We start from the raw sequence: 16,878 nt of genomic DNA on the forward strand, positions 1-16,878 counted from the left end.
AATGATTATAGAAATTATTCTTAGTATCTTAGCAAGTATTTTAATTTTATTTTTTGCTGTTTGAATTCTATTTATAATAATTATAAATATAAATAATAAAATTCATAAACAAGGAGTCGCTGTTTATAAAATTAACAATTTGCATAAAACTATTATAAGATTGAATATTAAACTTTTTAATAGTTTTCATCACTTACATTTTGTTAAAAAAAATATTTTTAATTTTAATAAATATTATGAACTAAAAAAATTTATTGATTTATTTCCTAGCGAACAAAATTTAATTCTTAATGAATATTTTAGAATTAATAATCAAGAAATTTTAGAATTAAATTTTATAAAACAAGTTGGTAAAAAATTTAAATATGATATTAAATGTAAGATTTTCCCAAATAAAGAAGAAAAAAATCATCATTGTGTTTTAACATGGAAAGAAATAAAAATATTAAATAAAAAATTTCCTCTTATTATTGAAAATAATTTAAATAGTGTTTATCAAGAAAAATTTGTCGGATTATTTAATTTTCAATTAAATGAAAATACTTTGATCAATGGCTTGAATGATGATTTTATTTATGATTTAAATAACTATTTACATATTAAATTTACAAAATTAGAAGTTATATTTTTTGATAATTTGCTTATTTTGGGGCAAAATTTTAAAAACAAAAATAATTTATTGAAATATGAAAAAAAAGCCGAGCAAATTGTTGATAATTTTAAAAATTCTTTATTTTTTAAAAAATATTTTAATAAATTAACTTATATGAGTTTAGATTATTCTAAAGAAACAAAAGAAAATTATGAAATAAAAATTAAATTTTCTTTGATTCAAGAAAAAAATTATTTATTAAAAACTATAATTTATGATTTTGATTATTATAAAAATGCTTTATTAGAATATGATAAAAAAAATCAATATTTAAATTTTACTGAACAAAAATATGAATTATTTAGTAAAAATAAGAATTTACCTTTAGAGAATTTTTATTTTTTAAAAATTATAGGTATTGAAAAAAAATATTTGAATTATTTAGAAAATGATTATTGAAATAAAATCAAATATACATATAAGATAAATAAATTTATTTGTGAAGTTTTTAAAGATAAAAAAATATCATTAATTAGCAATTGTTATGATTTATTTAAAAATTTTAAAAACTATTTAGTTTTAAATAAAAAAATTTATCTAGAAAGTTTTGATAATAAATTCGATTTATTAATTTTAGAAAAATTGTTTAAAATTAATGCTAATAAATTAGAAATTAATTTAATTTTAAAAGAGATAAATAATGAAATAATTAATTTTATTTTATCCAAAAAAATAAAAACTATCATTATAGATAAAAGAATAATAAATACAATTTACAATTACAATGAACAATTTTTAAAATTAAAAAATTTAGAAATGATTTTAAAAAATAAAACTAAAATAGTATTAATGGATTTAAATGATGAATTCATTAATAAATATAAAAATGAAATTAACATTTATTACGAATTAAAATCGCAATAAAAAGGACAATATATGAAAAAAATAGGGTATATTTTAGATTCTTTTTCTTGTATTAATCAAAAAGAAGCTCAACAATTAGGTTATGGTTATTTCCCTTTTATAGTAGAAGCAGATGGCAATATTTATAATGATGGAATAGATTTAACAAAAGAAGAACTGTTAGAAATTATTGAAAAAAGTAAAAACGTTAAAACTTCATTGCCTAATTTGCAATTAATGGAAAATATAATAAAAAAAATGTGCCAAGAATATGATATAGTTGTATATTTACCTATTGCTGAAACTTTATCTGGGGCAATGTCTGCTGCAAATAACTTTACTCAAGATTATAAAAATTTTTATATTTTAAAAAATCGTTTTGTTGCAAATCAATATTTATCAGCAATTAAATATATTGATAAACTTTTTCAAGAAAATAAAACTATCGAAAATATTCAAAAAGAAATTAATAAAATTTCTTTAATTACAGAAACTTATATTATTCCAACAAATTTGAATTATTTAATTAACGGCGGTAGAATTTCTAATTTAAAAAAATTTTTATTAAAATCAGTTTCAAAAATGAAGTTAACACCTTATATTAAATTTCATTTAAACGATAATTCTCCTGCTGGTATAGCTAGAGGATACAAAGGAGCAGCATTACAAATAATTGACAAATTATTAACCAAAGTTAAAAATTCTTCAGTTAATGAATTATTAGCAAAATTTGAAATTAATTTTATATATGGAATTAATAAGATCATTAATGAAGAAATAAAAAATTTATTTAGTGATAAACAAATTACATTTAATAATCAAAAATTAAACACTTCTGTGATTGCTGTTCACACAGGTCCTGATGCTGTAGCAATTAGTATAATGCCTAAATTAGAAATTTAAAAAATGTTTAAAAATAGATACTATACAATTTAATACTAAATAAAAACACTTATATTAATTTTTTATTTAGTATTGAAAAATAAATATAATAAATTCTTTTTAAATACGTTTTGTTTTATATCAAAAACGTATTTTATTTTTTTTATAATTTATTTCCTACGTTTCCCACTTAAACCCCATTTTGGGCTTTTTTATTACTTTATTTATATATTTATTATAAATATATAAATATTTTATAGTCTATTAGTCTATTTTATGATGTGATTAAAATATGAAAAATAAAATATATTAGATCGTAAATAAATTGTTGGCAAATCTAAAAGAACTAATGGAACTTATTTACAAATTGGTTATCATAACCATGGTACAAATTCCTATGGAATCAGATTTAACATTGGATTTCTTGAAAAATATCAAAAGTATAATGAAAATGCATTGGAAATAATAAAAGATATAGTAAGTAAATTTTCTATAACAGTTACAAAAGAAAAAATTATTGATGAAATTAATAAAAAATTAAAAAATTCTACTCAAATAAAAAATAAATTTATTGAAAAATATAAGAGTTATAAAATAATAGAAAAATTGATTGATTATTTTGATATTTTCAATGATTGTAAAGTGACAAAATCTCTAAGTCTTACAACAACAGTAAAACAAATGATTTTCTAAAGAATTAAAGATCTTAAAAGTATTTTGGAAACATGTAATGAAATGAAGAACATAATTTAAAACTTTCAGTAAAAACTCTTTTTATCGTGCTTTATAGTATATATCTGATAACAGAAATTAAATTTTAAAAAATATAAATGCTAAATTAATGAATGATTTTAAAAAATGTTGAAGTTATTTGATTTGATTCAATGGCTACATATCTTGAAACTTTTGCTAGAAATGATATGAAAATACCTTATTTTTCAAAAGAGGGTAAATTCAAAGAAAATCAAATAGTTATAGATATGACAACTGATATTAACGGTATTCCGCTTTATTATAAAATATTTTCTGGTAATACAGCAGATTCATCTACTTTTATACCTTTTATAGTGAAATTGGCCAAATTTATAATATTAAAAAAAAGCTACGATTGTATCTGATAGAGGTATGTGAACTATTGCAAATATTCGCTTTGTAGAAGATAAAAATTTTTATTACATTATTTGTTATCGTTTAAAATCAGTTAAAAAGGACTTTAAAACTTTGTTTCAAATCAAGATAATTATTGAACAAATAATGAAAACTTACGTTATAAAACACGTGTAGTTGATTCATTCTTTAAAAAAACTAGATTTAATGGACATATTAGAAAACAAATTGTCACTTATTGTGATAAAAGGACAAAAAAATTTTGAGAATCGTAAAATTCTTATTGATAATTTTTATAAAAAAGCTACAAATGGTATAGTTAATTATGCAGATTTAATCGGATCAAAAAAATGTAGATTTTATAAAGCAAGCAATAAAAATGGTTACTACTTATTAGACCATGACAAAATCGAAAAAGACCAACAATTTGACGGTTATTACGTTTACGAAACTAATAGATTAGATTTAAGTGAAAAAGATGTTATTAATCTTTATGAAAGACAATTACAAATCGAAAAAAACTTTATAGCATTAAAAGGTACACTTGAATTAAGGCCAATTTATTTACAAACTTGAAAACATATTGAAGGTCATATTTGTTTATGCTTTTTAGCTTTAGTACTTTTGAAATTTTTAGTTTACCAAATAAATTATTCAACAGATTTAGAAGATAAAAATAAATTTACAATAAATAAAATTATTAAAATAATTCAGAATGTTAAAGTTTTAGAACATTATTCAGAAAAAAACTTTAATAAAAAGCATTAAAATAAAAAATTCAAGTATAGATGAACATTGATCTAATTATGAAATCATTAAAAAAATATTAAATATTTAATAATTATTAAAAACAAATATCGTTTACATAAAACGATATTTGTTTTTTAGTCTACTAAGTGAAAAACACAGAAGTGACTAATGAAGATGACTTTTATATGATTAAAACCAACATAATAAACATAGATTCAAAAAAAGCGCATGAAATATATAAGGCACAATGAAAAGTGAAATAAGGTTTCAAAACCTTAAAATCAACAATGTAAGTTAGGCTGATGTACGTTTATAAAAACGAGCATATTCAATCTCATGTATTTTTATGCTTTTTGTCTCTAATTGTTTTGAAATATTGCTTTATAAATTAAAGAAATTTTATAAAAATAATGGAGAGATCCAAAAACTCACAATGAATATGTTTATAGATGCATTGAAACATATAATAATCACAACAAAGATTGTGAATGGTAAAGTTGTAAGTGAAATCAAGAATAATTTAGATCCAGAACATAAGGAATTAAAAAAATATATAGTGATTTTCAATATGCGGTTGATGGTCTATCATTGTAATTTAAAAGTGCAAAAAAACGAATGCGCCTTATTTGTAGGTGTATTCGTTTTTTTCTTCGCTACAACTTGGAAACGCAGGATTTATGAATAAAATTAAAAAATACCTTCAGAGTTTACTAAATAAACAGAATTTTATCTTTTTAATTAGCAAATATTGAAGGTATTTTATAATAAATCATTCTTTTTATTATTTTGATGCTTTAAATTTTCATTGTCATTCATGTGCAAACATAATCACTTCATCTATTAAAGGTTGAACAAGAAAATTTCACACTGAAGAATTTGTATCAAAGAAATTAATAAGTGTTTGTAAATCATTAATCAAAGTTGCAAAAACATAATTACCATTAATTTTTTGTGAAACATGTTCATTAATTAAAGATATTTTTTTTGCTTCTTCGAAGCTGCCAATAGCTAAATCATCTAACATAACTATTTTTTCTGCCACAGCATCTATTTGTTCATTAGTTTGATCAAAAAATTTATCTAATTCTTCATGTGTTTCAAAAAAATTGATATCTTTTAAATTTCAATGAAAATTTTTAATTTTAATAGCTAATAATAATAAAGTAGATTGCAAAATTTTTAATAATTCAATATTTTTATTCATTTTTATCCTTTTCAACATTTTGTTGATAATTTTCATCTTGATTAGAATTTAAAAATTGTTCATTTTCATTACTATTTTTAGTTTCTTTTTTTGTTTTAAAAATAATTAAAAGAAAATAAATAATATAACTAATTGCCCCTAAAAAAACAAAAACATCAGCTAAATTAAAAGTTCCTAATTGTTTGCCTCTTCATTTTTCTAAAAAAGGAATAAACAAAATGTCTTTAACCATTCCTCCTTCAAAAAAGAAGCGATCAAGCATATTACCAGCAGCTCCCGAGGAAATTAAGGCTACAATTATGATTAATATTTTTTTATCACTATAAAAAGGAACACTAAAAAAGATAAGTATCATCAATATGCTAATAGTTTGTATAAGAGCTATAACTAAAGTGTTATCTTTTCAAGGTAAAATAGTTACTCCTCTATGCCCTATTGATCTAATGCCTATAATTCCTAAATCTGCTTTAACAATAAATGTTCCATCAGTATGAGTATCATTTCATTCAAACAAAAATGTTTTAGTTAATTGATCTAATAATAAAAAGACAACTAAAATAGTTATAAACAATAAATATTTATAAATTAAATTTTTATAATTTTGGCGATAAAAGATAAATTTATTTATATGTATTTTTTTGAATTTAATTCAATTTTGAGAAAAAAAAATCTTAATTTTGTTTTTCATATTGTTCCATTATTTTAAAACACAAAGGACATAAATCATCTTTTATTAAAATAGGTAAAAAATGGTTTCAACATCTTAAACATTTTTGAGAAGTAAATGTTTCAACTTTTAATTCATTACCAAATTCTAACAATCCCACCATTAATAATTGTTTTAAATCTAAAGATTTAATAAATTCACTATTTGTATTAATAATTAATTTAGCTTCATTGGTTCTTTTGATTAAATTATTTTGAATAGCTTGTTCTAATTTGATATTAATAAGATTTCTAAATTCAAAAAATTCTTTTCATTGACTAATTAATTCATAATTAATTTCTTCAACAGCATTTAAACTTTCTAAATGAACAGATTCTTTTTTATCTAATTTATCAAAATATTTATAAGCATCTTCAGCTGTTGTAGGTAAAATCGGTGCTAAAGCAATAATTAAAAAATCAAGAATTTCATATATATTTGTTAAAGTCATTAATCTATTTAATGAATTGAATTCTTCTACATATAAAACATCTTTAGATATATTTAAATAAAATGAGGATAGTTCAATAACATAATTATTTAAAATTTTAACTACGTTTATAAATTTATATTCATCGTATGCTTCAATAACTTGTTTTTTAATTTCTGCTAATTGTTCTTTTATGTAAGCATGAACACCTGTTCTTTTAAAATTAGGATCATAAGTAAATCCATTTAAATTACCTAACATAAATTTAATAGTGTTTCTAAATTTACGATAAATTTCACTGTTTTGATTTAAAATGTTATCACCAATGGTTACATCATTTGTATATTCGCTATTAGCTACTCATAATCTTAATATATCGGCTCCGTATTTTTTAATAACTGCTAAAGGATCAACTGTATTACCTTTAGATTTAGACATTTTAGTACCATTTTGATCTAATACAAAACCATGACTAACTAATTCTTTATACGGAGCTACGTTTTGATATGCTACAGAGTTGATTAATGATGAATTAAATCATCCTCTATATTGATCACTACCCTCTAAATATAAATCATAAGGAGCTTTGATATTTTCATCTATATTTACAGCAAAAGAAGTTGATCCTGAATCAAATCAAACATCCATTATGTCGCTTTCCTTGGTATAGTTTAAATTTCTATATTTTTCAGGTAATAAATCATTTGTTTTTTTAGATCATCAAATATTAGGACCTTCTTTTTGAATTAAATTAATTACATAATCAAAAATTTCTTCTTTAATAACTGGTTTATTATCTTGATCATAAAAAATAATTATTGGTACACCTCAACTTCTTTGTCTTGAAATAGTTCAATCATTACGATCAATAATCATATTGGTTAATCTTTTTAAAGCTCAATCTGGATATGTTTTAACATTTGAAAGTTGATTAACAATTTTTTCTTTTATTTTATCAATTGAAACAAATCATTGTGGAGTTCCTCTAAATAGAATAGGTTTATGTGTTCTTCAATCATGAGGATATTGGTGATTAATTTTATCTGCTTTTATTAATTTTTGCGCATTTAATAAATCTTGAATAATAAATTCATTTGCTTTTTCATAAAAAATATTTTCATATTTTAAACCATTTTCATTAATAACGCCATTATCATTAACATGCATAATCATTCGTAAATTATTTTTAATACCTATTTTAAAATCATCTTCACCAAATAATGGAGCAATATGCACTAATCCTGTTCCATTTTCAGCTGAAACATGATGTCCTAACACAATAGGAGCAATTAAATTATTAAGAGGACTTTGATATTCTAATTTAAGTAATTCATTCGCTTTGAAAGTATTAATTATTTCTAAATTTGTTCAATTTAATTTATTTTTCAAACTTTCAATTAAATCATTTGCTACTATAAAAATACGCTCATCAACTTTAACTCTACTATATTTAATATCTAAACCAACAGCCACTGCAGAATTTGCTAATAATGTTCATGGAGTAGTAGTTCAAATAATTAATTCATCTCCATTTTGTATTAATTGACTGTTTTTATTATCAATTATTTTTAAAGCTACAAAAATTGAAGGGGAGATAATATCTTTGTATTCTACTTCAGCTTCTGCTAAAGCACTTTGAGAAGAAGGCGATCAATATACCGGTTTAAGTCCTTTATAAATTAATCCGTCAAACACCATTTTTTTAAATAATTTTAGTTGTTGTACAACAAAATTAGTGTCTAAAGTTACATAATATTTAGAAAAATCAGTTAATAATTGCATTTGTTTAAATTGTTCTTTTTGTATTTCTACTTGTTCTAATGCATATTGTGCTGCTTTTTCTCTAATTAATAATGAATCAGTTTTTTTAACGTCTAAATTAAGAACTTCAAGCATTTTGTGTTCAATAGGCATTCCATGAGTATCTCATCCAGCAACAAAGGGCGAATAATATCCTCTAAGAGATTTATAACGAACAATAATGTCTTTTAAAATTTTATTTAAAGCATGTCCAATATGCAAATTACCATTCGCGTATGGTGGACCATCATGTAAAATAAAACTTAAATTATTTTTGTTTAATTGTAATCTTTTTTGATAAATTTTATTATCTAATCAAAATTGTCTAAATAATGGTTCTTTTTCAGTTAAATTAGCTTTCATTTCAAAAGATGTTTTAGGCATATTTAAACTATCTTTATAATTTTTTTCAGACATTTGTTCTCCTATAAATTTCTTAAATAAAAAATTTTAATATATATTAATATATTAAATAACAACTAGCATAATTATAAAACAATAACTCAAATTTAAAAGCACTTAAAATAAATAAAAAACAATGCTAATATTAGCACTGTTAGATCTTAAAAAAGAAATGGAGGAGATGACGGGAATCGAACCCGCATAGTCAGCTTGGAAGGCTGAAGTTCTACCATTGAACTACATCTCCATGATCAGTAATATTATAATATAATAATTTTTATATTTTTTAAAAAATATTAAATAAATTTAAAAAATATTATTAAAAAAATTAATATTTTACATATATTTTTTTCTTCATTTATAATTAAATAATAAATGTTAATTAATAGAGGTTAATTTTATATTATGCAGGACAATAAATACAATCCAATTGAAAATACTGAAAATATTGAAATTATCAAAAATGAAAAAAATTTTAAAATTTTTGATAATCAAAAAAAAGTTTATACAGACCCAGATAAAATTTTAAGTTCTTCAACTTATAAAGTAGTAAAAATTGAACAAAGATTAAAATTATTTTTAACTTTGTTTTCTCTTTTATTTTTTATAATTAGTAGCATTCTATTTATTTTAATATATTTAGAAGTGGGTTGAATATTTAATCAAAAATATGATGGATATTTAGTTTTATTGGGTTTTATAATGTTTTTCTCTCTTGTTTTTTGCTTAAAAAACTTTATTGAAAAAATAAAATGAGATAAAACTATTAAAAATATGAAAAATTCAACTAGAAATGGCGATTATTCATATGATCATGTTTTTTATATAACATATAAAAAAATTATTTTGAAAAATGTTAATTTACTATGAATATCTATTTTTATCATTACCTATTTAGGAATATTTACTTTAATTCTTTATGGTATTTACACAAGTGGTGTTTGAGAAATAGGAAAAGATAGCGAAGTATTTAATTTAAAAATCGATTGAAAATTAATTTTAGATAATGCTTTTGGAAATACTATAAATTTATGTATTATAAATTGTGCAATACTAATTGCTGTAGTAGTGTTTTATACAATTATTAGTTTAATTGATAAAAAAAGACTTAGTGACATAGAAGTTAATTTTTCAGAAAAAGCAACAGAGTTAATTAATGCAACAAGCAAAGAAAAAAATGATCGTAATAAATTATGAGTTAAAATTTATATTGTTTGTGTATTACTAACTATTTTATTACCTATACTGGTAGTTCTAATATTATTTTGAAAAAAAGTAATTAGAAGAAAAAAATAAACGTTTGTTAAAAAACGTTTTTTTTATATAAAAAAAGGATAAAAAAACACTTTTTGGTGGTAAACTTAATATATAATAACAATTTAATAAAAAAGGAGTAATAATGAGAACTATTACAATGGGTGGTAAAACACTACATTTACAAGGCAACGAAGTAGAATTAGGACAACAATTAAAACTTGTTGGAGCTAAAGCGGGAACTTTTGCTCAAGCCGAAGCAGAAAGAACTCATAAATATGCTGTTTTAACTGTTTTTCCATCTATTAATACTTCAGTTTGTGATTTACAAATTTTAGAATTGGGTAAAATCAGTGAACAACATCCTAATTTTGATTATATTTCTTTTTCTGTAGATTTACCTACCGCATTAATTGATTATAAAAATATGCATCCTACAGGAAATGTTGAAATGTATTCTGATTATTATAATAAAGAAGTTTCTAATCAATTAGGTTTGTTGATAGATGAATTACACATTAATGCAAGAGCTATTTTTATATTAGACGAAAATAACAAAGTTCTTTATAAACAAATTAACTCTGAAGTTAAAGATCAAGTAGATTTTGAATTATTTACTAAAGAATTAATTAAATATGAATAATAAAAAATACAACTTAAATGTTGTATTTTTTATTATTTTAGGCAATCGGTCTAATTAAATCATAAAAGATTTTTTTAATAGGAGTTTGTTTTCTCATGTGAATTTTTCTATTAAATAAAACTGATTTAGATTTATAATTTTCAATTATATTTTTTAAATCCATTACTGCTGAGCCGGTGATAATATCCATTAATTCATATTGAGCATACATAGAACGCATATCCATGTTTGAAGAACCAAAAAAAGCTATTTCATCATCGATTAAACCGCATTTAGAATGAATAAAAGTATCTTTATATAAATATATTTTTAATCCATATTCCTCTAATTTAATTAAAGAATTTATACTACTATTTCAAATTAGTTGTTTGTCTGCATAACCTGGAAAATATACTTCTATTTCAACATTAGAAAACAACATTATTTTCAAAGCATTAAATAATGAATCGGGTACAGAAAAATAAGGAGTAACTATTTTAATAGTTTTTTTAGCTTTAGTTATTAATCCTAAAAGATTGTATTCTAAATAACTAGAATCGTATACTGGAGAATCGGTGGTTAAAATAGAATTTGCATTATTTATTTCATTATTAGTTAAATTAAAGTAATTTGAAGGCAACACATTTAAATTAGTATTTTTATTAGATCATAAATATCATGATCTAATAAATTGTAAAATATAAGAATTAATAGCTAAACCAGTAAGTTTATAATTAAGATCAATTCAATCTCCATATTTTTTTGATAAACTTATGTATTCATCACTTATATTGCAACCACCAGCAAAAACAATTTTTTGATCAATAATATAGAATTTTTGATGATTGCGATAAAAATTTTGAGAATGAATAAAAGGATAAACCAATTTAGAAATAAAAATAATTTCAATATTGCCATTAATCAACAGTTCTTTAAAATATTTATTTTTGCTAGTTAAAGTACGACCAAAATCGTCAATTAATCAATAAATTTTTATTCCTTTACTGGCTCTTTCAATTAATATATCTAATAATTCTTGTAAAATTTCACCAGGTTTAATAATGTATGACATTATAAAAATAGTCTTTTTTGCTTTTTTTAATTGTTGAAATAATTCATTGAAATAATCACTAGTATATTGATAAAATTGATAATTTCCTGGTAAAATTAAACTTTTATTTAGTTGTTTGAAATAATCTAAATTGTCTTCTTTAACTAAAAAGTTTTTAAATTGTTCACTATAATTATTTAAATCAAAGATTTTATTTTTAATCATTTTTTTTTCTTTTTTATTTTTATATTTATTACCAAAAGTTAGATAAAATAATACTCCCACCACTGGAAAAAGAAAAAAGAAAATTAATCAAGATAATTTAGAAGAAGCGGGTCTGAATTGACTAAAAATAGTTAATGCAATAATAAGATTAATTAAATATGCTAAAAAAGTAAAAAAAATGAAGAAATGAACTGTGGATACAAATGTAAAATATAATATTCCCGCAACTAAAGCAAGAAATAATAATATTTCTAAAATGTAAATAATTCAGTTAAAAGATTTCTTCATAATTAAATAAATTATTATTTAGTAGATGTTTTTTTATTAGCATATTTATATGAATCTCTTACACGTCCATTTTCTCCGTGTACATAAACTGTTCCAGATCTTTTTTCAGCTAATGATCTAGCATATGCTATTGCTTCTTTTTGAGTAGGAAATAATTTTGTGGCTCTTTCATTACCACTTCCTTTTACTTGTCATTCATCACTGCCTTTTTTAGGTGTAACATGGTAATTTTTAACTTCTTTTTTTTCATTTTCTGTTTCAATTATTTTAGCCATATTTCTCCTTATTATAGTCCTATATAAATAATTATATTATTTAATAAAAATTAAGAAATTAAATATTTTTATATGGTTGATCTAAAAGGTGAATTATATTTTTAAAATTTGTTTGTTTGTTTTTTGAAAATTGATTGATTTGATTATTTAAAGTAATGGCAAAAACTTGTTCATCCAAGTGTGGAATTTCTAAAATAGGAACTTTAAGTTGTTGATAATTAATTCAGTCACTTCATTTTATATCACTGGTAATTATTAAATCAGCTCCTTGATAAAAATGTTTATTAACATCCACTATATATCCAGAACCAGATAATATAACTATTTTTTTCAACAATAAATCATTATAATTATTCTTTAAATTAGTTCTAAAAGAATGTAAATTTAATTCGTTTTTAATTAAAGAAATTAAATCGTTCATTTTAATTGAAGTTTCAAGCACTGCAGCATATTTATCATCATTATTAATAATTTGATTAGATAAACCTAATTGGGCTGCTATTCTTTTTGAAGTTCCAAAAGCAGCTGAATCAAAATTAGTATGTAATGCTAGAACGTTAATTCTTTTATCTTTTAATTTATTAAGAATTTCTTTTTTATAAGGAGCATGTAAAAATTCATCTTCTCAAGTTTCATAAAATTTAAAAGGATGATGAACTAAAATTAAATTAGCATTTATTTCTAAAGCTTTTTCTAAAACTTCTTTTGTTAAATCTATTGAGCTAACAACTCCATTTAATTTTTCTGATAAGTTAAATTTAACTGAAAAACCAGATGGATCTCAAATTTCTTTATTTTCAAGTGGATATAAATTTAATAAATAATTAGTTAATTTTCTTATTTGCATAGCAATATATTATCTTGAAAAATCTTTTAATAATTTACCGTAAACAGAATTATTTTTAATTTTTTTGAGAATCTTATTTTCTATTTGTCTAATTCTTTCTTTAGAAACTCCTCTTTCTTGAGATAATTCTTCTAAAGTATGTACACGATATTTATTATTATTGTCATTTGGATTTTCGCCCACGCCATAACGTTTACAAATTAATTCATATTCACTAGCGTCTAAAACTTTTTTTAATATTGAATTCAGATTTTCAATTAACTCTTCGTTTGTTGCATAATCAACAGGATTAACAACATTTTCATCTTTAACAAAGTCACTAAATGACGAATCATTTTCTTTACCTATTTGTTTATCCAAAGAAATAGGATCTATATTAATTTTTCTTATATAACGAATTTTTTCAGCATCGTAACCTGGTCCAAATCTTTCTGCTATTTGTTCATCAGTTGGTTGATTTCCTAATTCTTGCTGTAATTCTCTTTCTACTTTACTTAATTTATTTATTGTTTCAACCATGTGCACAGGAACACGAATTGTTCTGGCTTGATCTGCTACTGCTCTAGTAATAGCTTGTCTAATTCATCAAGTAGCATATGTTGAAAATTTAAAACCTGTTTGAACATTATATTTTTTTACTGCTTTTAAAATACCTGAATTGCCTTCTGAAATTAAATCAATAAAACTTAAACCACGATTTTTATATTTTTTAGCATTATTAATTACTAAACGTAAATTTCTTTTTATTAATTTATCTCTTGCTCTTTTACCTTTAAATCCACCTTTACCCATTTCAATAGCTAATTTTTCTTCTTCTTCTTTGGTTAATAATTTTCCATATTTACCAATTCAACGCATATATCATTTAACTATATCATTAGTTTCGGTTAATTTATTTCTTAATTCTTTAGCGCTTTTTTTATTATCTTCTTCCAAATCTAAAGTAATATCTTTATCTTCAAAATCTTCTAATTCAAAACTATTTACTTTATTTTTTTTAGCTTCTTTATTTTTGTTATCGTCGTTGTTATATTCGTTTTCTTCGTCCTCAGCATAACTTTTTTCATCTGAATAATCATCTTCATCATCATAACTATAAATATCATCTTCATAATCATCATAATCATATGAATAGTCATCTAAATAATCTGATACTTCATTATCATAGGAATTATTATAGTCATCATCATTATGCTGATTTTTCTTACTTAATTTATTTTCTTCTTCTTCATAATAATCATCATCGTCATAATCATCATCAAAGTCAAAATCAGTATTGGAAATATCTAAATTTTCATCATCAATAAGTTTTTCATCTTCAATATTTAGTAATTCTTTATCAATATCAATATTATCAATTTCATCTAAAATAGAAATTTCTTTTAATGAATCTAAGTCTAAATCATCGCTATTAATGAAATCATAATCGCCACTATCGCTTTCGTCAATCATTATATTATGATTAATTAATAGACTTAGCATTTGATCCATTTGTTCATCTGGAATTTCTACTTGTATTTTAGTCAAATATTCAAAAACTTCTTCTTGACTTAATAATTTTTTCTTTTTCTTTTTAGCATATTTTTTTAATAAATCAATAACAACTGTTAATTCTGAATCATTTGTTTGAATTGTTTTATTTTTAGCCATTAAACTTTTTCCTCCTCATTTTTATTAGCGTCAGAAATAACATTTCTAGCTTTATTGTAGGCGTTATTTATTACATTTTTTAAAGTTGAACTATTATGATCACTAAATACTTTAGTAAAACTATTATTTACTTTGTCAGTTAATTTAGTTGTGTCTAAATCTAATATTTTTTTATTAATTTTAATTAATTCTTTTAAAGTGGCAATTAACAATTCTTCTTTTGTGGAATTATTTTTTATTGCTTGTTTTTCATAAGCTATTCCTATATCATCAAAAAAAGAATTAATATTTATGTCATTAAAATATTTAGTTACTTCATTTGGTCAAATATTATAATCATTATTATTTTTTATGTATTCAAAGATAAATTCATATTCTTTTATATTTATAGAATTTTCATTAATTAATTTACCATTAAGTTCATTTTCCACTGAATAAATAAATATGTCTTTTAAAAAAGGATGATTTAAAACTAGATAAAATAAAGTATCTATTCATTTATTATCAGTAGAAAATTTATTTTTATTTTTTTTATTAAATAGTATTTTCTGACTTGAATTAATATTTTCGTTTTTTTCTACATAATCATTAAATGTAGATTTTAAATTTGTCACTTTAGAATTATTTTTTGATTTTAGATTTAAATTAAAATTAAATTCTTTGTCAATTTTTTTAGAATAAAAATCAATTAAATTTTGTGGTAAAAATATTAAATATTCTGAAATTTGCTCCACAAAATTTTTTATGCTATTTAAAGAATTAGATTCGTCAGGAATTAAATTATTTTCTTTAACAAAAAAATCATATAAATAATCTAAACCATTTGAAGAATTATTAATTAAGTTTTTTAAATAATTTTCTCCTTTGTGATTTAACAATTCATCTGGATCCATTTGTGAAGTATTAACAACAACATCAAAAGATATATTATTTTTTATTAAAAAATGACTAATTTTAATAGTTGCTTTAATACCTGCATTATCTCCATCAAGAAAAAGAATAATTTTTTTGTCTTTAAGTAAATGATAATGTTCATTAGTTAAAGCTGTTCCCATTAATGCAATAACATTTTTAAAACCAATTTTATATAAAGCTATTACATCAAAAAAACCTTCACATAAAATTAATTTATTGTCTAGACTATTTTCAATAGCATTTGCATAATTATACAAAATTGTTGATTTTTGAAATAAGGAACTTTCGGCACTATTTAAATATTTAGGACTACCTTCTTTTATAACTCTGGCACTAAATCCTATAATTGAATGATTTTGATCTTTTATTGCAAAAGTTATTCTATTATTAAAAGTAAAATTATTATTTATATTTAAAATGTTAGTTTCATATAAAATATCATCATTATTTGTTAATTCTGAATTAAATATATTTTTAAAGCTATCGAAATTAGCATAACCTATGTCAAAATAATCAATTATTTCTTGATTCAAAAAACGTTTTTCAAAAAATTCTTTTAGTTGATAATCATTTTTTAACTTTAATTTAAGTTCTAATTTAAAAAAGGAATTTAATCTATTTAAAAAATCGATTTGTTCTAATTCTTTATCATTATATAAACTAATTTTATTGATATTTTTTAAATGTGAAATATCAAAATTATATTTATATGCCAATATTTCTAAAGCTTCTAAACGTGAAATTTTTTTATATTTTTCTATAAAAGTAATAGCATTACCACCAGCCAAACAAACAAAACATTTAAAAATCTGTTTTTCAGGCGAAATAGTTAATGAAGGATCTGAATCTGCATGAAAAGGACATAGACATACATAACTTCTGCCTTTTTTTGTTAATGTTAAATATTGTCCAATAACTTCGACAATATCAACTTTATTTAATAAATCTGAATAAAAAGTATTATTCATTTAATCA

The 16,878-nt window shown here is 21.4% G+C and carries 15 protein-coding genes, 1 tRNA gene and 1 pseudogene; 8 read left to right on the forward strand and 9 right to left on the reverse strand.

The window, feature by feature from the left end:
* The first annotated feature begins 1 nt into the window (after position 1).
* The 6 genes and pseudogenes from VBM87_RS01795 to VBM87_RS01820 all read left to right on the forward strand — a co-directional run.
* The gene (locus VBM87_RS01795) at positions 2–1,516 is read left to right on the forward strand and encodes an MHO_4530 family protein (protein ID WP_323177120.1); all 1,515 of its coding nucleotides are present in this window, start codon (positions 2–4) and stop codon (positions 1,514–1,516) included.
* A 12-nt stretch (positions 1,517–1,528) separates the two neighbouring features.
* Complete coding sequence (locus tag VBM87_RS01800) at positions 1,529–2,398, forward strand: DegV family protein (protein WP_323177121.1); 870 nt, start codon at positions 1,529–1,531, stop codon at positions 2,396–2,398.
* A 435-nt stretch (positions 2,399–2,833) separates the two neighbouring features.
* A complete protein-coding gene (locus VBM87_RS01805; RefSeq protein ID WP_323177122.1) occupies positions 2,834–3,070 on the forward strand; it encodes a hypothetical protein in 237 nt (78 codons plus the stop codon).
* A gap of 191 nt (positions 3,071–3,261) precedes the next feature.
* A complete protein-coding gene (locus VBM87_RS01810; RefSeq protein ID WP_323177123.1) occupies positions 3,262–3,498 on the forward strand; it encodes a hypothetical protein in 237 nt (78 codons plus the stop codon).
* Between the two features lie 193 nt (positions 3,499–3,691).
* Positions 3,692–4,252, forward strand: a complete 561-nt coding sequence (locus VBM87_RS01815) for a transposase (protein ID WP_323177124.1) — start codon at positions 3,692–3,694, stop codon at positions 4,250–4,252.
* A 131-nt stretch (positions 4,253–4,383) separates the two neighbouring features.
* A pseudogene (locus tag VBM87_RS01820) lies at positions 4,384–4,828 on the forward strand (IS1634 family transposase); the annotation flags it as partial.
* Positions 4,829–5,015: 187 nt separating this feature from the next.
* Here the strand turns inward: VBM87_RS01820 and VBM87_RS01825 are convergent.
* The 4 genes from VBM87_RS01825 to VBM87_RS01840 all read right to left on the reverse strand — a co-directional run bounded on the left by VBM87_RS01825 (position 5,016) and on the right by VBM87_RS01840 (position 9,023).
* Positions 5,016–5,438 carry a ferritin-like domain-containing protein gene (locus tag VBM87_RS01825; protein WP_323177125.1) on the reverse strand — a complete coding sequence of 141 codons (423 nt, stop codon included), beginning with the start codon at positions 5,436–5,438 and terminating at the stop codon, positions 5,016–5,018.
* Complete coding sequence (locus tag VBM87_RS01830; RefSeq protein WP_323177126.1) at positions 5,431–6,126, reverse strand: signal peptidase II; 696 nt, start codon at positions 6,124–6,126, stop codon at positions 5,431–5,433. The genes VBM87_RS01825 and VBM87_RS01830 overlap by 8 nt, the downstream gene beginning before the upstream one ends.
* The gene (gene ileS, locus VBM87_RS01835; protein WP_323177127.1) at positions 6,110–8,791 is read right to left on the reverse strand and encodes an isoleucine--tRNA ligase; all 2,682 of its coding nucleotides are present in this window, start codon (positions 8,789–8,791) and stop codon (positions 6,110–6,112) included. Before ileS ends, VBM87_RS01830 begins: the two co-directional genes overlap by 17 nt.
* Before the next feature lie 158 nt (positions 8,792–8,949).
* A tRNA-Gly gene (locus tag VBM87_RS01840) sits at positions 8,950–9,023 on the reverse strand.
* 158 nt (positions 9,024–9,181) lie between these two features.
* On the opposite strand from VBM87_RS01840, the gene VBM87_RS01845 reads away from it, so the two are divergent.
* Together VBM87_RS01845 and VBM87_RS01850 are read left to right on the forward strand one after the other, a co-directional pair.
* On the forward strand, positions 9,182–10,072 hold the full coding sequence (locus VBM87_RS01845) for an MSC_0882 family membrane protein (RefSeq protein ID WP_323177128.1): 891 nt from the start codon (positions 9,182–9,184) through the stop codon (positions 10,070–10,072).
* 103 nt (positions 10,073–10,175) lie between these two features.
* Positions 10,176–10,673 (forward strand): redoxin domain-containing protein, encoded by a 498-nt coding sequence (locus VBM87_RS01850; protein WP_323177129.1) that lies wholly within the window; start codon positions 10,176–10,178, stop codon positions 10,671–10,673.
* 37 nt (positions 10,674–10,710) lie between these two features.
* Here the strand turns inward: VBM87_RS01850 and VBM87_RS01855 are convergent, their stop codons facing one another.
* Genes VBM87_RS01855 through dnaG form a run of 5 tightly spaced genes read right to left on the reverse strand, consistent with a single transcriptional unit; the run spans position 10,711 to position 16,871 of the window.
* Positions 10,711–12,216, reverse strand: a complete 1,506-nt coding sequence (locus tag VBM87_RS01855) for a phospholipase D-like domain-containing protein (RefSeq protein ID WP_323177130.1) — start codon at positions 12,214–12,216, stop codon at positions 10,711–10,713.
* 14 nt (positions 12,217–12,230) lie between these two features.
* Entirely contained in the window at positions 12,231–12,491 is a 261-nt protein-coding gene (locus VBM87_RS01860) for a DUF2188 domain-containing protein (RefSeq protein WP_257075627.1), read from the reverse strand.
* 58 nt (positions 12,492–12,549) lie between these two features.
* Positions 12,550–13,338: a Nif3-like dinuclear metal center hexameric protein gene (locus VBM87_RS01865; protein WP_323177131.1), complete on the reverse strand. Its 789-nt coding sequence runs from the start codon at positions 13,336–13,338 to the stop codon at positions 12,550–12,552.
* Positions 13,339–13,347: 9 nt separating this feature from the next.
* The gene (locus VBM87_RS01870) at positions 13,348–14,988 is read right to left on the reverse strand and encodes an RNA polymerase sigma factor (RefSeq protein ID WP_323177132.1); all 1,641 of its coding nucleotides are present in this window, start codon (positions 14,986–14,988) and stop codon (positions 13,348–13,350) included.
* Positions 14,988–16,871: a DNA primase gene (gene dnaG, locus VBM87_RS01875; RefSeq protein WP_323177133.1), complete on the reverse strand. Its 1,884-nt coding sequence runs from the start codon at positions 16,869–16,871 to the stop codon at positions 14,988–14,990. Before dnaG ends, VBM87_RS01870 begins: the two co-directional genes overlap by 1 nt.
* Positions 16,872–16,878 lie beyond the last annotated feature (7 nt).

It is taken from the genome of Mycoplasma sp. 744 (genome assembly GCF_034863305.1).
In the GTDB taxonomy this organism is placed as follows: Bacteria; Bacillota_I; Bacilli_A; order Mycoplasmatales; family Metamycoplasmataceae; genus Mycoplasmopsis.